The 18,183-nt window shown below is 74.1% G+C and carries 12 protein-coding genes; 4 read left to right on the top strand and 8 right to left on the bottom strand.

Features of this window, described 5'->3' with window-relative positions; genetic code table 11:
- The 5 genes from B7P34_RS14470 to B7P34_RS14450 form a co-directional block, all read right to left on the bottom strand.
- The coding region (locus tag B7P34_RS14470; RefSeq protein WP_146166819.1) for a TerD family protein at nt 1-606 on the bottom strand (606 nt) is incomplete at its 3' end.
- A gap of 73 nt (nt 607-679) precedes the next feature.
- Nucleotides 680-1,678, bottom strand: coding sequence for a methylmalonyl Co-A mutase-associated GTPase MeaB (gene meaB / locus B7P34_RS14465; RefSeq protein WP_106676543.1), 999 nt, complete (start codon nt 1,676-1,678; stop codon nt 680-682).
- Nucleotides 1,679-1,693: 15 nt separating this feature from the next.
- Entirely contained in the window at nt 1,694-3,904 is a 2,211-nt protein-coding gene (gene scpA / locus B7P34_RS14460; RefSeq protein WP_106676541.1) for a methylmalonyl-CoA mutase, read from the bottom strand.
- On the bottom strand, nt 3,904-5,793 hold the full coding sequence (gene mutA, locus B7P34_RS14455; protein ID WP_106676539.1) for a methylmalonyl-CoA mutase small subunit: 1,890 nt from the start codon (nt 5,791-5,793) through the stop codon (nt 3,904-3,906). Before mutA ends, scpA begins: the two co-directional genes overlap by 1 nt.
- Nucleotides 5,794-6,032: 239 nt before the next feature.
- Entirely contained in the window at nt 6,033-8,135 is a 2,103-nt protein-coding gene (locus tag B7P34_RS14450) for a SpoIIE family protein phosphatase (protein ID WP_106676537.1), read from the bottom strand.
- Between the two features lie 70 nt (nt 8,136-8,205).
- Between B7P34_RS14450 and B7P34_RS14445 the strand changes: the two genes are divergently transcribed.
- On the top strand, nt 8,206-9,642 hold the full coding sequence (locus B7P34_RS14445; protein ID WP_106676536.1) for a lipase maturation factor family protein: 1,437 nt from the start codon (nt 8,206-8,208) through the stop codon (nt 9,640-9,642).
- A 10-nt stretch (nt 9,643-9,652) separates the two neighbouring features.
- On the opposite strand, the gene B7P34_RS14440 is transcribed toward B7P34_RS14445, so the two are convergent.
- A complete protein-coding gene (locus B7P34_RS14440) occupies nt 9,653-11,116 on the bottom strand; it encodes an FAD-dependent oxidoreductase (RefSeq protein WP_146166818.1) in 1,464 nt (487 codons plus the stop codon).
- A gap of 124 nt (nt 11,117-11,240) precedes the next feature.
- On the opposite strand from B7P34_RS14440, the gene B7P34_RS14435 reads away from it, so the two are divergent.
- Nucleotides 11,241-12,257 carry a PHP domain-containing protein gene (locus B7P34_RS14435; RefSeq protein ID WP_106676534.1) on the top strand — a complete coding sequence of 339 codons (1,017 nt, stop codon included), beginning with the start codon at nt 11,241-11,243 and terminating at the stop codon, nt 12,255-12,257.
- 10 nt (nt 12,258-12,267) lie between these two features.
- A complete protein-coding gene (gene ligD, locus B7P34_RS14430; RefSeq protein ID WP_106676532.1) occupies nt 12,268-13,242 on the top strand; it encodes a non-homologous end-joining DNA ligase in 975 nt (324 codons plus the stop codon).
- A gap of 12 nt (nt 13,243-13,254) precedes the next feature.
- Here ligD (B7P34_RS14430) and ligD (B7P34_RS14425) read toward each other — a convergent pair whose 3' ends face one another.
- Nucleotides 13,255-14,160 carry a non-homologous end-joining DNA ligase gene (gene ligD, locus B7P34_RS14425; RefSeq protein WP_106676530.1) on the bottom strand — a complete coding sequence of 302 codons (906 nt, stop codon included), beginning with the start codon at nt 14,158-14,160 and terminating at the stop codon, nt 13,255-13,257.
- A 41-nt stretch (nt 14,161-14,201) separates the two neighbouring features.
- On the opposite strand from ligD (B7P34_RS14425), the gene B7P34_RS14420 reads away from it, so the two are divergent.
- Nucleotides 14,202-15,203: a Ku protein gene (locus tag B7P34_RS14420; protein ID WP_286157476.1), complete on the top strand. Its 1,002-nt coding sequence runs from the start codon at nt 14,202-14,204 to the stop codon at nt 15,201-15,203.
- Between the two features lie 45 nt (nt 15,204-15,248).
- Here the strand turns inward: B7P34_RS14420 and B7P34_RS14415 are convergent, their stop codons facing one another.
- Nucleotides 15,249-17,963: an ATP-binding protein gene (locus tag B7P34_RS14415; protein ID WP_106676527.1), complete on the bottom strand. Its 2,715-nt coding sequence runs from the start codon at nt 17,961-17,963 to the stop codon at nt 15,249-15,251.
- Nucleotides 17,964-18,183: the final 220 nt, after the last annotated feature.

The raw sequence follows: 18,183 nt of genomic DNA, 5'->3' as shown, positions 1-18,183 counted from the left end.
GAGCCGGTGGTCGGCGGTGACGGGCGGCGCTCCGGCGGCGGCCCGCTCGGCGTTCACGAGCGCGGTGAAGGCGTCGGCACCGGCGCCGGCCGCGGGTGCCGCTGCGGGCCCGCCCGCCTCGTTCCCCTCGTCGGCCACGTCCACCCCGAAGTCCCTGGCCACGCCCGCGAGTCCGTCCGCGTACCCCTGGCCCAGGGCTCGTATCTTCCAGCCGGTGCCGCGCCGGTAGAGCTCGGCGAGCAGCAGCACGGTCTCCGGCCCGGGGCGCGGCGGCACGAACCGGGCCAGGACCCCGCCGCCGCTTCCGGCGACGGTCAGGACCGGTACGGGCAGGGCCCCGAGCCGCGTGCCGGGGTCCGCCGGGCTGACCACGACCGTGACCCGCACGGCGCCGTGCCGCAGGCCGCGCGGGTCGACGGTGACGGTGTCGCCCGTGAGCCGGGCGCCGGGGGCGGCCGGCTGGTTGTAGAAGACGAAGTCGCCGTCCCCGGCGACCTTTCCGTTCTCACCGGTGACGATGACCGACAGGTCGAAGGGCCCGGGCACGCGGAGGGAGAGTGCGCCGTCGGGCAACGGCGCGTTGCCTCCGGCCGCGAGGTCGTTCATCGCTGCTCCTCCGAACACCGGCCGCGTCTCGGCCGGTGCGGTGGAAAACGTGCCGTGCGTCCGGGAGGTTCCCTCACCCTCCGGTGGGGCCGTTGCGGAACGTCTCCAGCAGCCGTTCCGCCGCCAGCCCCGCCGGCAGCGTGCCCTCGCGCACGCGCTGTTCGATGCCCGGGCCGGCCGCCCGCACGGCCGGGTGGTCGCGCAGTTCGTCCATGAGCTGTTCGCGGACCATCGTCCAGACCCAGTCGACCTGCTGTTCGCGCCGGCGGGCGGCCAGCGCGCCCGTGGTCTCCATGACGCGCCGGTGCTGCTCCAGCCGCTCCCACACCGTGTCCAGGCCCGTGCCCTCGCGGGCGCTGCAGGTGAGCACGGGCGGGTTCCAGGCGGCGTCCGGCGGCTGCAGCAGGCGCAGCGCGCCGGCGAGTTCGCGGGCGGCGGCCTTGGCGTCGCGCTCGTGGGGGCCGTCGGCCTTGTTGACGGCGACGAGGTCGGCGAGTTCGAGGACGCCCTTCTTGATGCCCTGGAGCTGGTCGCCGGTGCGGGCGAGGGTGAGCATGAGGAAGCTGTCGACCATGTCGGCGACGGCGGTCTCGGACTGGCCGACGCCGACGGTCTCCACGAGCACGACGTCGTGGCCGGCGGCCTCCATGACGACGATGGTCTCGCGGGTGGCCCGGGCCACGCCGCCGAGGGTGCCGGCCGTCGGCGAGGGCCGGACGAACGCGGCGGGGTCGACGGCGAGCCGCTCCATGCGGGTCTTGTCGCCCAGGATGCTGCCGCCGGTCCTGCTGGAGGACGGGTCGACGGCGAGGACCGCGACGCGGTGGCCGAGGCCGGTCAGCATCGTGCCGAAGGCGTCGATGAAGGTGGACTTGCCGACGCCGGGCACGCCGGTGATGCCGATCCGCCGGGCCGCCCCCGCGTGCGGGAGCAGCTCGGTCAGCATCCGCTGGGCGAGGGCCCGGTGGTCGGCCCGGGTGGACTCGACGAGCGTGATGGCGCGGGCGACGACCGCGCGCTTGCCGTCGAGCACGCCCTTCACGTAGGCGTCGATGTCGATCGTCCGCGCCATGTCAGCGGCCCTTGCTCACAGTTCGTGGCCGAGGACCCCGGCGAGGGTCTTCAGCAGGTCGTGGGCGGCGTCGGGGATGACCGTGCCGGGCGGGAAGACCGCGGCGGCGCCCATCTCCAGGAGCGTGGGCACGTCCTGCGGGGGGATGACGCCCCCGACGACGATCATGATGTCCTCCCGGCCCTGCTCGGCCAGTTGCTCGCGCAGCGCCGGGACGAGCGTGAGGTGGCCGGCCGCGAGCGAGGAGACGCCGACGATGTGCACGTCGGCCTCGACGGCCTGCCGGGCGACCTCCTCGGGCGTCTGGAAGAGCGGGCCGACGTCGACGTCGAAGCCGAGGTCGGCGAAGGCCGTGGCGATGACCTTCTGGCCGCGGTCGTGGCCGTCCTGGCCCATCTTGGCGACGAGGATGCGCGGGCGGCGGCCGTCCTCCCGCTCGAACGCCTCGACCAGGGTGCGGGTGCGCTCCACGCCGGACGACGGGCCTGCCTCTTCGCGGTACACACCGGAGATCGTACGGATCTGCCCGGCGTGCCGTCCGTAGACCTTCTCCAGTGCGTCGGAGATCTCACCGACGGTCGCCTTGGCGCGGGCGGCGTTCACGGCGAGGGCCAGGAGGTTGCCGTCGAGGCCCCGGCCGCCGCCGGCGTCGGCGGCACGGGTGAGCGCGTGCAGGGCGTCCTGGCAGGCGGTCTCGTCGCGCTCCTCCCGCAGCCTGCGCAGCTTCTCGATCTGCTGGGCGCGCACGGAGGAGTTGTCGACCTTGAGGACCTCGATCTGCTCGTCGCTGTCGACGCGGTACTTGTTGACGCCGATGACGGGCTGCCGTCCGGAGTCGATGCGGGCCTGGGTGCGGGCCGCGGCCTCCTCGACGCGCAGCTTGGGGATGCCCGCGTCGATGGCCTGGGCCATGCCGCCGGCGGCCTCGACCTCCTCGATGTGCTGCCAGGCGCGGCGCGCGAGGTCGTGGGTGAGCCGCTCGACGTAGGCGCTGCCGCCCCACGGGTCGATGACCCGGCAGGTCCCGGACTCCTGCTGCAGCAGCAGCTGGGTGTTGCGGGCGATGCGGGCGGAGAAGTCGGTGGGCAGGGCGAGCGCCTCGTCCAGGGCGTTGGTGTGCAGGGACTGCGTGTGGCCCTGGGTCGCGGCCATGGCCTCGACGCAGGTGCGGGCGACGTTGTTGAAGACGTCCTGCGCGGTCAGTGACCAGCCCGAGGTCTGCGAGTGGGTGCGCAGCGACAGCGACTTGGTGTTCTGCGGCTCGAAGCGCTTGACGAGCCGGGCCCACAGCAGACGGGCGGCGCGCAGCTTGGCGATCTCCATGAAGAAGTTCATGCCGATCGCCCAGAAGAAGGAGAGCCGGGGCGCGAACGCGTCGACGTCCAGGCCGGCCCCGATGCCCGCCTTGAGGTACTCCACGCCGTCGGCGAGGGTGTAGGCGAGCTCCAGGTCGGCCGTGGCCCCGGCCTCCTGGATGTGGTAGCCGGAGATGGAGATGGAGTTGTAGCGCGGCATCTTCTGCGAGGTGTACGCGAAGATGTCGGAGATGATCCGCATCGAGGGCCGGGGCGGATAGATGTAGGTGTTGCGGACCATGAACTCCTTGAGGATGTCGTTCTGGATGGTCCCGGCCAGCTTCTCGGGCGGCACGCCCTGTTCCTCGGCGGCGACGATGTAGAGCGCGAGGACGGGCAGCACGGCGCCGTTCATCGTCATCGACACGCTCATCCTGTCCAGCGGGATGCCGTCGAAGAGCTGGCGCATGTCGTAGATGGAGTCGATGGCGACGCCCGCCATGCCGACGTCACCGGTGACGCGCGGGTGGTCGCTGTCGTAGCCGCGGTGGGTCGGCAGGTCGAAGGCGACGGACAGGCCCTTCTGACCGGCCGCCAGATTGCGCCGGTAGAAGGCGTTGGACTCCTCGGCGGTGGAGAAGCCCGCGTACTGCCGGATCGTCCAGGGCTGGTTGACGTACATCGTCGGGTACGGGCCGCGCAGGTAGGGCGCGATGCCGGGGTACGTGCCGAGGAAGTCGAGCCCGTGCAGGTCTTCGGCGGTGTAGAGGGGCTTGACGCCGATGCCCTCGGGGGTCTCCCAGACGAGGTCCTCGGCGCTCTTGCCGGTGGCCTCCTTCAGAGCGGCGCGCCACTGGCCCGGGTCGGCGGGGCCTACGTGTGCCGGGCCGAGGCCGATGCGGGAGAAGTCGGGGACCGGAGAGGACGGCATCACGCGACTCCCATGCTGTCGAGGACGGAGGACAGGACGGCGACGGCGTCGCAGCCGGCGAAGACGAACGCGTCGACCCCGGACCGCAGGTAAGCCTCCCGCTGCTCGCCGCCGGGCTTGCCCGCGAGGAACACCCGTTGCGCGCCCGCGGACTTGAGGGCGGCGGCGACGGCTTCGGCCTGCTCGGCGTAGAGCTTGTCGCTGGAGCACAGGCAGGCCACGGCGGCGCCGCTGCGCGCGTACGCCTCGGCGACGGAGGCCGCGTCGACCGTGGCGGGGTCGTGCACGGGCTCGATGCCGCCGGCCTGGAAGAGGTTGGCCGCGAACGTGGCCCGGCCGGTGTGGGCGGCCGCGGGGCCGAGCGCGGCGAGGAAGACCCGCGGGCGGGCGCCGGCCCTGGCGAGGTGAGCGTCGGAGCGGGCGCGCAGGGCCTCGTAGGCCTCGTCGCGCCGGACCCGGGGCAGGCCGCCGACGGGGGCTTCGGGCGCGGGCTCGCGCTGCAGCGGCTGCTCGCCGAGGTTCGGGAACTCGCTGACGCCGGTGACGGGTTCGCGGCGGGTGGCCAGGTCGGCGGAGCGGCAGGCCCAGGTGGCGGCGAGCCGCTCGGCCACCAGGCCGGAGCGGAGCGCCGCGGCCTGGCCGCCGGCGCGCTCCAGCTCCTGGAACCAGGCCCAGGCGGCGTGCGCGAGCTCGTCGGTGAGCGCCTCCACGTACCAGGAGCCGCCGGCGGGGTCGATGACCCGGGCCAGGTGGGACTCCTCCAGCAGCACCGAGGAGGTGTTGCGGGCGATGCGGCGAGCGAAGGCGTCGGGCAGGCCTGCCGCCTCGTCGAAGGGCAGGACGGTGACGGCGTCGGCGCCGCCGACGCCCGCGCCGAGGCAGGCGACGGTGGTGCGCAGCATGTTCACCCACGGGTCACGGCGGGTCATCATCACCGTGGACGTGACGGCGTGCTGGCGCTGTGCGGCGCTCGCGGCGGCGGCGCCGCTGACCTCGGCTACGCGGGCCCAGAGCCTGCGGGCGGCGCGGAGTTTGGCGATGGTGAGGAACTGGTCGGCGGTGGCGGCGTAGCGGAACTCCAGCTGCGCGCAGGCCTGATCCACCGTCAGTCCGGCGGCGGTGAGCGTGCGGAGGTAGGCGACGCCGGTGGCGAGCGAGCAGCCGAGCTCCTCGGCCGCGGACCCGCCGGCCTCGTGGTAGGGCAGGGCGTCGACGGTCAGGGCGCGCAGGCCGGGCCGGCCGTCGGCGCACAGCGCGGCGAGCGCGGCCGCGGCGGCGAGGGGCCCGTCGAGGCCGGTGTCGCCGCCGGTGCGGGCCAGGGTGCCGAGCGGGTCGGCGCCGAGGTTGCCGAGGGCGGCGCGCGGGGCGAGGCCGCGCTCGTCGTACAGGCGCAGCAGTTCCCGGGCGGCCGGCTCGAAGTCCGCGCCCGCGTCTAGGACGACGGGGGCGAGGTCGAGGTAGACGCCGTCGAGGGCGGCGGCGATGCCGTCGACCGGGACGCCGGCGGGGCCGGCGGTCAGCCAGAGGGAGGTGACGCCGTTCTCCAGGTCGGCGAGCACGGCCTCGTTGGCCTGCCGCGGATCCGGGTGGGCGTGGCGCTGGCGCACGTCCCAGCCGGTCACGGCCGTCCCCTCGGGCCGTCCGCCGCGGACGAACGGGGCGAAGCCCGGATATCCGGGCACGCCGGGGGCGTCGTCGGCGGTGTAGAGCGGGCCGGTTGCGAGCCCGTCCTGGAGTTCGGTGGCGAGCGCCGCTTCAGCAGCCGGGCCGGATGCGTCAGCCGCGCCCGCTTTGCGCAGTACGCCCTCCACCAGGCGCTGCCACTGCTCGCGGGTGGGGTCCGGGAACTCGGCGGCCAGGGGGAAGCCTTCGTCAGGCAGGACCGTCATGGGGGGAAGGCTAGGGGAGCCGGGGCGCCCTGCAGCAGTGGCAACTGCTGTGACCTTGGCCTCTTCGGCCGTTCGGCCACGGCTCCCCCGGTGTTCAGCCCGCTCCGTTGCCGGGCGCGCAGGCACGCACCGGATCGTCGTGCGTCAGCACGCACACCGCGCGCTCGCCGCGTTCCTTGCCGTGGCGGGTGACGAGTGCGACTGAGGCAACGATCCGCCACCGGCGATCCGACGCGCCGTCAGACGGATTCCCCGGCCTCGTCGTACACCTCGTGCCGCCCCGGCACCACGAACTCGCACCACACGCTCTTGCCCGTCCCGCGCGACTCGACCCCCCACACGTCGGCGAGCCGGTCGACGAGCAGCAGGCCGCGGCCCGAGACCCCCGACTCGCCCGGTTCGCGGCGCCGGGGCAGCGTGCTGGACCTGTCCTCGACGTCGACGCGCACGCGCCGTTCGGGCCCGGTGATGATGCGGATGGTGACGACCGCCGCGCTGTCGGTGTGGATCAGGGCGTTGGTCACCAGCTCGTCCGCGACGAGCTCGATCTCGTCGGACCGCTCGCGCGCGCCCCAGGCCCGTACGGCCGCGCGGATCATGTGGCGGGCCGCGGAGAGCGCCTCCGGGTCGGCCGGGGCGATGTGCTGCTGCAGCCGGCCGCCGCCCCGGGTGGCCGCGCCCTCGCGGCGCAGCAGCAGCACGGCCATGTCGTCCTCGCCGACGCGCTCCCCGATCACGTCGCACAGCCGGTCGGCGAGCTGGTGGAGCTCGTACGGGCCGGCGCGGACGACGGCGGAGAGGCGCTGCATGCCCTCGTCGAGGTCGGAGCCGGGCTGCTCGACGAGGCCGTCGGTGAACATCAGGAGCGTCTCGCCCGGGTCGATCTCGACGGTGGTCACGGGGTAGTCGAGGCGCCCGAACTCGGCGGAGAGGCCGAGCGGCAGGCCGCCGGAGACGGGCAGGCGCCGGCACGTGCCGTCGGTGTGCCGCAGCAGCGGGTCGATGTGGCCGGCGCGGACGAGCTGGACCACTCCGGTGGACAGGTCGGCCTCGGCGTAGGCGCAGGTGGCGAAGCGGTCGGTGTCGAGCTCGTGGAGGAAGGAGGAGGCGCGGGCCATCACGGTGGCCGGGGCGTGGCCCTCGGTGGCGTACGCCCGCAGGACGATGCGCAGCTGGCCCATGACCGCGGCGGCCTGGGTGTCGTGCCCCTGGACGTCGCCGATGACGGCACCGACCCGCCCGCCGGGCAGCGGGATCACGTCGTACCAGTCGCCGCCGATGTCGCGGCCCATGCGGGCCGAGCGGTAGCGGACGGCGATCTGCGCGCCGGGGACCTCGGGGATGCGGCGCGGCAGCATGGACTGCTGGAGGCCCTCGGCGAGGTCGTGCTCCTGGTCGTAGAGCATGGCGCGGGCGATGGACTGCGAGAGGCTGCTGGAGAGGGCGATCAGGAGGTTGCGCTCCTGCTGGGTGAAGCCGCGGGTCTCGCGGTAGAGCATCCCGATGGCGCCGACGGGGCGGGCCTGGGCGATGAGCGGGAGGTAGGCGGCCGACGAGATCCCGGTGTCCCGGATGCGCTCCCACAGCCAGGGGTAGGAGCGGGCGAACTCCTCGCGGGACTCGATGAAGCGCGGGGCCATCGTGCGGATGACGTCGCTCATGGGGAAGTTGTCGTCGATGCGGGTCCAGCGGGTGCCGGGGACGTAGTGCTCGCCGGGGCCCTCGGCGACCATGTGGATGCGGCCGGCCTCGACGATGCCGAGGACGAGCAGGTCGGAGCCGAGGTGCTGGACGGCCCGGTCGTCGCGGAAGAAGTCGATGACGTCCTGGACGGTGCGGGCGTGCGCGAGGGCGGCGGTGAGGGTCTCCACGATGGTGGTGTGCGAGAGGCGGTTCTCGTCGCGCCTGCCGATGGAGTGGCCGAGCTCCTCGGCGGCGTCGCGGACGATGCCGATGATGCGGTGCGGGCGGCCCTCCCCGTCTCGCCGGATCCGGCCCTGGGCGTACGTCCAGCGCAGGGCGCCGTCGGGGGTGCGGATGCGGTAGTAGGCGCTGTAGGTCTCGCGGCCCTCCTTCAGGGCGCGGGTGATCTGGGCGTCGAGGTCGGCCGCGTCGGCGGCGAGCACCTTGCCGGCCAGGCCCGAGAGGCGGCCGTTGAACTCCTCGGGGGTCAGGCCGAAGAGCTCCAGGGCGGAGGCGTCCATGTGGAGCACGCCGGTGTCGAGGTCCCAGTCGAAGCCGCCCATGCGGTTGAGGGCGAGCGTGACCTCCGGGCGAGCGGGCCAGTCGTCCGGCACGGAACCTGCCGGTGCGGTGGCAGGCGTCGCTCCCCGATCAACCATAGAGCTACTCTGACACCTTTTGCCCGTTTCTTCGATGTGACTGCGCGCTCCGGAGTGGTACGGATACGCCATGGAGTGGTTCACGGTCCCGGGGTACTGGCTGAGCCGGCTGGTGGTGCAGCGCGGGCTCGCCGGCCTCTACCTGGTGGCCTTCCTCGCGGCCGCCCTCCAGTTCCGCGCGCTGATCGGCGAGCGCGGCATGCTGCCCGTGCCGCGCTTCGTGCGCCACGTGCCGTTCGCCCGCGCCCCGGGCGTCTTCCAGCTGCACTACTCGGACCGGTTCTTCGCGGCGTGGGCATGGACGGGCGCCGCGCTGGCCGCCGCGGTGGCGGCGGGGGCGGCGGACGCGGTGCCCCTGTGGGCGTCGATGACGATGTGGGCCGCGCTCTGGGCGATGTACCTGTCGATCGTCAACGTCGGCCAGACCTGGTACGGCTTCGGCTGGGAGTCACTGCTGCTGGAGGCCGGGTTCCTCGCGGTGTTCCTGGGCAACGCGGACACGGGCCCGCCGGTCCTCGTGCTGTGGCTGATGCGCTGGCTGGTCTTCCGCGTCGAGTTCGGCGCGGGGCTGATCAAGATGCGCGGGGACCCCTGCTGGCGCGATCTGACCTGCCTGTACTACCACCACGAGACCCAGCCGATGCCCGGCCCGCTGAGCTGGTTCTTCCACCGCCTGCCCCGGCCGCTGCACCGGGTCGAGACGGGCGCCAACCACGTGGCCCAGCTCGTCGTGCCGGTCGCGCTGTTCACCCCGCAGCCCTTCGCGAGCCTGGCCGCCGCGGTGATCGTCTGCACCCAGCTCTGGCTCGTGGCCTCCGGCAACTTCGCCTGGCTCAACTGGCTCACCATCGTCCTGGCCTTCGCCGCCGTCGACGGCGACGGCATGGCGGACGTCCTCGGCCTCGCCCGGCACGCCCCGGCGTCCGCTCCCCCCGTCTGGTACGAGGGCCTCGTCATCGCCGCGACCGCGCTCGTGGCCGTCCTGAGCTGGTGGCCGGTGCGCAACATGCTCTCGCGGCAGCAGCGGATGAACATGTCCTTCAACGCGTTCCACCTGGTCAACACGTACGGCGCCTTCGGCAGCGTCAACCGCAGGCGGTACGAGGTGGTGGTCGAGGGCACCACCGAGGAGCGCATCGGTCCGGACACCGTGTGGAAGGAGTACGGGTTCAAGGGCAAGCCCGGCGACCCGCACCGGCTGTCCCGCCAGTACGCCCCGTATCACTTGCGGCTCGACTGGATGATGTGGTTCGCCGGGATCTCCCCGGCGTACGCGGAACCGTGGTTCGGCCCGTTCGTGGAACGGCTGCTCACGGGCGACCCGGCCACGCTGCGCCTGCTGCGGCACAACCCCTTCCCCGGCGCGCCGCCCACCCACGTCCGGGCGCGGCTCTACCTCTACCGCTTCACCACGTGGGAGGAACGGCGCGAGACGGGCGCCTGGTGGCACCGGACGCTGCGGGGGGAGTTCCTGCCGGCGGTGGCGCTGCGCGCCCCTGAAACCTGACGCGCACTGGTCACCTCGGGCCCAGCCCGCACACGGCCAGCTCCGCTGCCGTGATCGAGGGCTCCGTACGCACGCCGGCCCCCGGCCCGCGCAGCACCCCCAGCACCACGGGCGGGCTGACCAGGGCCGTCATCGGCGCGGACAGCGTCATCACGTCGTAGAGCGAGCGCAGCACGACGGGGTTGACCACGGCGGTGCGCATCAGGCGCTGGACGTACCCGCGCAGCAGCCGGGCCGCGGCCGGGGGGCGCTCGCCGATCGCGCCGGGGTAGTTGATGTCCTCGCCGGTGGCGAGGTCCCAGGGGCTGCTCGCGGCGCGGCCGACCGCGCGCTGGACGCGCCGGGCCAGACCGGGCGCCGCCACGCCGTGCTCGGCCAGCAGGTCCCGGATCGCGGTCGCGCAGTGGGCGGCCACGGACATGCCCTGGCCGTAGACGGGGTTGAAGGTGGCGACGGCGTCCCCCACCACGGCGAAGCCGTCGGGCCAGGCGGGCAGGCGCTCGAAGTAGCGGCGGCGGTTGACGGTGCTGCGGGTGAGGTGGACGTCGGTCAGCGGCTCCAGGCCCGCGATGAGGTCGGCGATCAGCGGGTGGCGCAGGCTGCGGACGAACGGCTCGAACTCCCCGGCCTCGCGCGACGGTTCGCCGCCGCGCGTGCCGCAGGCCGTGAGCAGCCAGCGGCCGCCCTCGACGGGCAGCATCGTCGCGCCCTGCCCCGGCATCGCGCCGTGCGGGTCGGCCTGCACGCTGACGACGGGGAAGCGCTCGCTGCCCGGCGGCGCACGGAAGATCCGGGTCACGTAGACCATGCCGGTGTCGACGGTCTCCTCGTGGGCGGGGTGCAGCCCGAGTTCGTTCAGGCGGCGCGCGGCCTGCGAGCCGCGCCCGGAGGCGTCGATCACCAGGTCGGCCTCCAGCGCCTCGGCGGAGTGGCTGCCGGCCGTGCGGACCTTCACGCCGGTGACCCGCCGCGCGTCGCCGAGCAGCGCGAGCGCGTCGGTCTCCTGGCGGAGCACGACCCCGGGCAGGGCCAGGACGCGCTCGCGGACGACCAGGTCCAGCAGGTCGCGGGTGCAGGCCATCAGGAACTGCGTGCTGGGCCAGCGCGGGTACCAGCCCTGCGGGCCGAACGCGACCAGCCCGGTCCCCAGCGGGACCCGGCGGGCGCCCGCGCTCACCCACCCTTCGATGGTGCCCGGCAGCAGGGACTCCACGGCCCGGGCGCCGCCCGACATCATCAGGTGCGCGTGGCGCGCCTGCGGCAGGCCCTTGCGGGGCTCCAGCCCGTCCGGCAGCCGGTCCCGCTCCACGATCACGACCTCGCCGACGTGCCGGGCCGCCGCGGCCGCGGCCAGCAGGCCGGCCATGCCCGCACCGAGGACCACGACGCGGCCCGCTCTGCGGGAGGCGCCGGAGGCGCCTGCGGAGGAGGGGGCGGCGTCGGGGGCGGGAACGGCGGAGGAAGGGGCTCTCATGCCCCGGACCCTCCCCACCCCGTCCCGCGCCTACTCACGGGTTCACCCGCGGGTGCGCCCCGCGGCATGCGCGTCTCCCGCGGAGCGCGCACCGTAGGACGAGAGGCGAGGAGGCGGTGGTGCGATGGACCCGGTGCAGGCGCTGGACCGGATCGCTTTCCTGCTGGAGCGCGCGGACGCGCCCACGTACCGCGTGAAGGCGTTCCGCACGGCCTCCGACGTGATCGCCGGGCTGCCGGAGGAGGAGCTGCGGCGGCGGGCGGCCGCCGGCACGCTGACCGCCGAGAAGGGCATCGGCCCCAAGACCGCGGCCGTCGTGGCCGAGGCCCTGGCCGGGCGCGTGCCCGGCTACCTGGCCAAGCTGGCCGAGGAGGCGGAGGAGCCGCTGGCCGAGGGCGGCGAGGCGCTGCGGGCGGCCCTGCGCGGCGACTGCCACATGCACTCGGACTGGTCCGACGGCGGCAGCCCGATCGCGGCCATGGCGCGCGCCGCGCAGGGCCTCGGCCACGAGTGGGCGGTGCTCACCGACCACTCCCCCAGGCTGACGATCGCCCGCGGTCTGACGGCCGAGCGGCTGCGCGCCCAGCTCGGCGTCGTCGCCGAGGTGGACGACGCGCTCGGCGACGGCTTCCGGCTGCTGCGCGGCATCGAGTGCGACATCCTCGACGACGGCTCCCTCGACCAGGAGCCGGGGCTGCTCGGCGAGCTCGACGTCGTCGTCGCGTCGGTCCACTCGAAGCTGCGCATGGACGCGGACGCCATGACCCGCCGGCTGGTCGGGGCCGTCGCCAACCCCCTCGTGGACGTGCTCGGGCACTGCACCGGGCGGCTCCTGGCAGGGCGGGGACGGCCGGAGTCGGTGTTCGACGCGGCGATGGTCTTCGCCGCGTGCGCGCGATTCGGCACCGCCGTGGAGATCAACTGCCGGCCGGAGCGGCTGGACCCGCCGCGCCGGCTGATCCGCCAGGCCCTCGACGCGGGCGTGCTGTTCTCCGTCGACAGCGACGCGCACGCCCCGGGCCAGCTCGACTGGCAGATCCACGGCTGCGCCCGGGCCGAGGAGTGCGGGGTGCCCGCCGAGCGGATCATCACGACGTGGACGGCGCCCGAGCTGCTGGACTGGGCGCGGGGCGAGAAGTAGGCGGCGGACGATGGCCCCGACCGCCGGGCGCGCCCCGGCCGCGCCGCCCGCCGTCCGGCCGATGCTGGCGACCCCGGGGCCGCTGCCGGCCGCGGGCGAGGACGCGGCCTGGGCGTTCGAGGTCAAGTGGGACGGCATCCGGCTGGTCGTGGGCGTCGGGGGCGACGGCACCGTACGGCCGGTCACCCGGGCCGGCAACGACGCCGGCGTCACCTACCCCGAACTGCGGGCCCTGGGCGGGCACCTGGGCGGCCGGCCCGCGGTCCTCGACGGCGAGGTCGTCGTCCTCGACGCCGCCGGGCGGCCGGACTTCGGTCTGCTGCAGCGCCGCATGGGCGTCACCGACGCGCGCCGTGCCGCCCGGCTCGCGGCGGAGTACCCCGTGCGCCTCATGCTCTTCGACGTCATGCACCTCGGCGGCCGGTCCCTGCTGGACCTGCCCTACGCCGAGCGGCGGGCGGTCCTGGAGGGCCTGGACCTCGCGGGCCCGGCCTGGTCGGTGCCCGCGTACGTGGCGGGCCACGCCCAGCAGGCCTGGGACGCCACGCTCGAAGCCGGGTTCGAGGGCGTCGTGGCGAAGCGGCTCACGTCCGTCTACACCCCCGGCGTCCGGTCCCCCGAATGGCGCAAGACCAAGCACGTCGTCACGATCGACGTGGTCATCGGGGGCTGGGCGGAGGGCCGCGGCGCGCTGTCCGGGCTGCCGGGGGCCGTCCTCGTGGGCGTGGAGGAGCCGGAGGGCCTGCGCTACGCGGGATCCGTCGGATCGGGGCTCTCGGAGCGCGAACGCCGGGAGCTCGCCCGCTACCTGTCGGTGATCCCGCGCGCGGACGCGCCCTTCCCTGGGCCCGTCGACGTGCCGGGGGCGCACTGGGTGGAGCCCCGGCTGGTCGCCGAGGTCGTCTTCTCCGGCTGGACGGCCGCGGGCCGCCTCCGCCACCCCGTCTGGCACCGGCTGCGGCCGGACCTGACCCGGCTCGGCTGAGGCGAGGGGGCGTCACGGGAGGTGCGCGCGGGTGGCGTCGCCGGTGAGCGGCGACAGCAGGTCCCCGTACGCCTCCGCCCGGTCCAGCACCTCCTCGGGGGTGAAGGCGAGGTCGGCCGGGTCCCGGCACGCGGCGACCTCGTCCCAGGTGACCGGGGCGGCGACACCGGGGGCGCCCTCCCGCAGCCGCACGGTGTACGGGGCGGCCGTGGTCTTGGCGCTCGCGTTCTGCGACCAGTCGATGAGCACCTTCCCCCGGCGCTCGACGCGGGCCATCGAGACGACTACCAGCCCCGGATGCTCGCCCATCATCCGGGCCGCCAGCTCCTTGGCGTAGCCGCCCGCCGCCCGCCCGGTCGCCGCGTGCACCGGCGCGTACAGGTGCAGGCCCTTGGAGCCGGAGACCACGGCGTGGGCGGTGAGGCCGTCGTCGTCGAGGAGCTGGCGCAGCCGCTGGGCGACCCGGCAGCAGACGACCAGGTCGGTGCCGGGGCCGGGGTCCAGGTCCAGGACGAGCCGGTCGTGGCCGTCAGGGCCCGCGGTCGCCGTCCACTGCGGGACGTGCACCTCGTACGCGCCGAGGTTGGCCAGCGCGACCAGGGCGGCCGTGGTGTCGATCACGATCTGCTCGGTGACGCCCTCGCGGTGCTCCACGGGCACCACCCGCACCCATCCGGGCACCCCGCCGGGCGGGTTCTTGGCGATCCAGCTCTGCCCGCCGGGTCCCTCCGGGGCGCGGACGAACGAGGCGGGCCGGTCGGCCGTGTGCGCCACCATCACCGGGGCGATCCGCGCGTAGTACTGCAGCACCTGCGCCTTGGTGTGGCCTGAGGCGGGGAACAGCACCCGGTCGAGGTGGGTCAGGGCCAGCCGGTGGCCCTCGATCTCCACCGCCTGCCGCTCGGAGGAGACAGACATAAGGTAGGAATTCCCCGTGGAGGGATAAAACTATGCGGACCATGTGGAAAGGTGCAATTGGCTTCGGACTGGTGTCCGTACCGGTGCGGCTCTACGCCGCCGTCCAGGAACACGGCCTCAGACTGCACCAGGTCCACGACGAGGACGGCGGCCGGATCCACCTCAAGCGCGTCTGCGAAGCCTGCGGCGAGGAGATCGGCTACGAGCACATCGCCAAGGGCTACCAGGACGACGAGGGGCACACCGCCGTCGTCACCCAGGACGAGCTGGCCGGCCTGCCGCTGCCCAGCAAGAAGCTCATCGACGTGCTCGCCTTCGTCGACTCCGACCGGATCGACCCCCTGCAGCTCTCCAGCGGCTACTACCTGGCGCCCGAGAGCGCGGCGGCCGACAAGCCCTACGTGCTGCTCCGCGAGACCCTCAAGCAGACCGAGCGCGTCGCCGTCACCAAGATCGCACTGCGCACCCGGGAGTCCCTGGCCCTGCTGCGGGTCCACGGCGACCTGCTCACGCTGCACACCATGTACTGGCCGGACGAGATCCGCGACGCGGGCGACCTGGCCCCGCCCTCCTCGGTCACGGTGCGGCCGCAGGAGCTGAAGATGGCCACGAGCCTGATGGACACCCTCTCCGAGGAGTTCGACCTCGAAGAGCAGGAGGACGAGTACGAGATCGCCCTGGGCGAGCTCATCAACGCCCATCTGTCCGACCGCCCCGTCCCCAAGAAGGAGACGGCGCCCGCACCGGACAACGTCATCGACCTGATGGCCGCCCTCCAGGCCTCCATCGACAGCGCGGCGCGAAAGCCCGGAGAAAAGGCGGAGCGACCGGGAAGAACCGCCAAGAAGACGGCCGCGTCAGGGAAATCGGCCCGCAGCACCGCGAAGAAGTCCGCAGCACCGCAGAAACGCACGGCCGGCAAGAAGAAGACGGCGGCCTCCACCGCCTCCACGGGCAGGAAGACCACCGCCAAGAGCACCACGGCCAAAACCGCCAAGAAGACGGCGGCGACCAGGAAGAGCGGCCGCCGCGCGGCCTCCTGAAAGCGGCCCTGCGGGTCCGCGCCGGCCGGCGCGGACCCGCCATGCTCACCGCACGGCGTCGCCCGTCGGACCGACGCCCTCGCACACCGCCGAGGCGAGAGCGGCCCGGGCGGTCTCCACCAGCCCGTCCGCCGCGCACTGCTCGGCCACTTCCAGGCCCTCGCGCAGCCGCTCGGCCGCCTCGGGCAGCTTCCCCGCCTCCAGCAGCGCGGCGCCGTGGGCGACCAGGGCCTCCGCGAACTCGTACTTGCACGGCGAGCGGCGCAGGTGCACCACGGCCTTCTCCAGCTTCACCAGGGCCTCGTGCGGCTCGGCGACGAGGGCCGCCCGGCGCAGGGCGTCACCGACCGCCGTGTCCGTGCCGAACACCGCCGCGTGCCGGACCGCCTTGTCGGCGAGCGTACGGGCCCGCTCCGGATCCTCGTCGGCCACGGCAAGGGCGAGGTCGAGCGCCCACGGAGCCCAGATGGTGTTGTGCCGGCCGCGCTCCTCCAGCCTGCGCCCGGCCGCCTCCAGCTCCGCGATCGCCTCCTTCTTGCGGCCCCGGGCGAGCAGCAGCCGCCCGGCCAGGGACGCGGCGTCGGGCAGCACGATGGCGGGCGTGTACGGCGGCCGGAAACCGTTCTCCTCGGCGAAGGCCTGGGCCTCGTCGACCCGGCCGCGGGCCAGCAGGGTGTCGATCAGCAGGCACGCGCCGTCCCAGTGGATCGGCAGCCCGGGGCCGAGGCGCTTGCCCAGCCGCAGCCCCTCGCGCAGCATCGCCTCGGCCTCGTCCAGCTCGCCGCGGCGGCGGAAGACCAGGCCGAGGAAGTCGTGCGCGAAGGCGAGGTGCCCACCGCTCCAGCCGGAGATCTCGAAGGCCGTCACGGCCTCCTTGAAGAGCTCCTCGGCCTGGTCGAGCCGGTCGGTGTAGGCGAAGGTGATGCCGATGATGCTCGGGACCTCGAAGCCCCACTCGGTGTTGGTCCAGCCCATGCCCTCGGCGAGGCGGCCGTCCACAAGGGCGCGCCCCATGAACTCGACCACCTGCACGGCGTCCTCACCGCGGATCATGCCGTCGAAGCCGCGCAGCGCGAGCAGCGTCCGCTCCGTGTTGTCCCGGCCGGGGAGGCGCTCAGTGAGCTCCGCGATGCGGCGCGAACGGGCCAGCGAGTCCTGCTCCTCCACCTGGATGCCCTGCCACAGGTAGTGCGCGGCCTGCAGGCGCATCCGCCCGGGGCCGGGCGGGGTGCGCTCGGCCTGCTCCTTGACGACCGCGGCGGCCTCCCGCAGCTGGCTGTTGTGGGCGTAGGCCTGGGAGAGCCGGTAGGTGGCGTCGACCCGCAGCTCCTCGGTGAGGTGCGGCAGGGAGAGCGCCGACCTGAGGTGGTTGACGGTGGTCGGCGGCAAGGTGAGCAGCGCGGAGCAGCCCAGCTCGTAGAGGACCGCGGCCCGCTCCTCCTCGGGCGGCGGCTCCTGCAGGGCGCGCTCCAGACAGCGGCGGGCCGCGTCGGGCGCGCCGACCGCCAGGTGCTCGCGGGCGGCGACGCGCAGCTGCTCCACCAGCTCGGAGTCGTGGTCGGGGTGGACCTCCAGCAGGTGGCGCGAGGCCGCGGCGGCGCCCTGGCCCGCCTCGGTGACGGACCAGGCCGCCTGCCCGTGCATGGCGGTGCGGGTGGCGGGCGGGATCGAGGCGTAGATGGCGGTCGCGATCAGCGGGTGGACGAACTCGAGGTCGATGGCGCCGACGAGGATACGGGCGTACCGCAGCTTGTCCGCGCACTCGGCGGCCTGGGCCGGGCCCATGCCCGCGAGGTTGGCGGCCAGGGACGGCTGGATCTCCGTGCCGAGGACGGCCGCCGCCCAGGCGAAGCGGGTGACGGCGGTGCCGAGCCGCTCCAGGCGGGCCACCAGTCCGGTGCCGCGGGAGGCGGCGCCGAGGTCGCGCAGGAGGGGTGCCGACTCCTCCAGCGGCTTGAGGCCCCGCTCCTTCGCCTTGGCGATCAACTCGACGGTCTCGTAGGGGTTTCCGCCGGTGACGGCCCAGACCTCGCGGCAGAAGGGCGCGTCGGCCTGGTCCGGAAAGGCGTCGCGCACCAGCCTGTTGACCGCTTCCGGCGTCAGGGGGCGCAGCTCCACGGGACGGTTGCCGCGCGCGACGACCAGGTCGCGGAAGACCGGCGCGGCGTCGTCCAGTTCCTCGGGACGGTAGGAGATGACCACGAGCAGGGGCGCCTCGCGCAGCCGGTTGGCGAAGTACCCGAGCCAGGTGAGGGACTCGGCGTCGGCCCAGTGCGCGTCGTCGATCAGCACCACCAGGGGCTCCGGGCGGGAGGCGAGTTGGCTCACGAGCCAGTCGATGCCGTCGCGGACGCCCTGCGGGTCCTGCGGACCGATCGGCGGGACGATGCCCAGCGCCGGGCCCGCGATCTCGTACCAGCCGGCGAGCAGCTGCTTGCGCTCGTCCTCGGAGAGCGGCGCCAGCGCCGGCTGGAACAGCTGGCGGACGACGTGGAAGGGGACGGCCTGCGTGGACTCGCTGCCGCGCGCGAAGAGGACGGTGCACTTGCGGTCCTGCATGGCCATCCTGCGGGTCTCGGCGAGCAACGCCGTTTTCCCCAGGCCCGCTTCGCCGTTGTAGAGCAGCAGGCCGCCGAGCCGGGGCCGCCCTTCGGTCTCGGTCCCGCACAGCCTTTGCAGCGCTTCCTCAGCGGCTTGCAGCTCGAGCTTCCGCTCGAACAGGGCGGCGGATGCGTTCTGTTCACGCTGATGCCCTGACATGGCGTTGTCTCCCCGGAAGATGTGGTGGGGCGAGCCTAGCCCCGTCCGTGAGGCCAGGGGCAGGGTTCGGCAGACGGACCACCCGGGAGCGTGACCTCGCCCCGGGCGCCCCCGGGGCCCTCGTGGACCCCAGGGGCAACACGGGAAACACGCCCCACTTGCACCGAACACATATTCACACGTTTCGTAAACCCATTCGGAATTCGAAGCGCGAGGCCAT

Source organism: Streptosporangium nondiastaticum, from assembly GCF_003011965.1.
GTDB lineage: Bacteria > Actinomycetota > Actinomycetes > Streptomycetales > Streptomycetaceae > Streptomyces > Streptomyces nondiastaticus.
This window is presented reverse-complemented; position numbering and strand designations above follow the sequence as displayed.

What these genes read in the sequence shown, in the direction of transcription:
- meaB (WP_106676543.1), bottom strand. Translation starts at nt 1,678, where the DNA reads ATGGCGCGGACGATCGACATCGACGCCTACGTGAAGGGCGTGCTCGAC.
- scpA (WP_106676541.1), bottom strand. Translation starts at nt 3,904, where the DNA reads ATGCCGTCCTCTCCGGTCCCCGACTTCTCCCGCATCGGCCTCGGCCCG.
- mutA (WP_106676539.1), bottom strand. Translation starts at nt 5,793, where the DNA reads ATGACGGTCCTGCCTGACGAAGGCTTCCCCCTGGCCGCCGAGTTCCCG.
- B7P34_RS14450 (WP_106676537.1), bottom strand. Translation starts at nt 8,135, where the DNA reads ATGGTTGATCGGGGAGCGACGCCTGCCACCGCACCGGCAGGTTCCGTG.
- B7P34_RS14445 (WP_106676536.1), top strand. Translation starts at nt 8,206, where the DNA reads ATGGAGTGGTTCACGGTCCCGGGGTACTGGCTGAGCCGGCTGGTGGTG.
- B7P34_RS14440 (WP_146166818.1), bottom strand. Translation starts at nt 11,116, where the DNA reads ATGAGAGCCCCTTCCTCCGCCGTTCCCGCCCCCGACGCCGCCCCCTCC.
- B7P34_RS14435 (WP_106676534.1), top strand. Translation starts at nt 11,241, where the DNA reads ATGGACCCGGTGCAGGCGCTGGACCGGATCGCTTTCCTGCTGGAGCGC.
- ligD (WP_106676532.1), top strand. Translation starts at nt 12,268, where the DNA reads ATGGCCCCGACCGCCGGGCGCGCCCCGGCCGCGCCGCCCGCCGTCCGG.
- ligD (WP_106676530.1), bottom strand. Translation starts at nt 14,160, where the DNA reads ATGTCTGTCTCCTCCGAGCGGCAGGCGGTGGAGATCGAGGGCCACCGG.
- B7P34_RS14420 (WP_286157476.1), top strand. Translation starts at nt 14,202, where the DNA reads ATGTGGAAAGGTGCAATTGGCTTCGGACTGGTGTCCGTACCGGTGCGG.
- B7P34_RS14415 (WP_106676527.1), bottom strand. Translation starts at nt 17,963, where the DNA reads ATGTCAGGGCATCAGCGTGAACAGAACGCATCCGCCGCCCTGTTCGAG.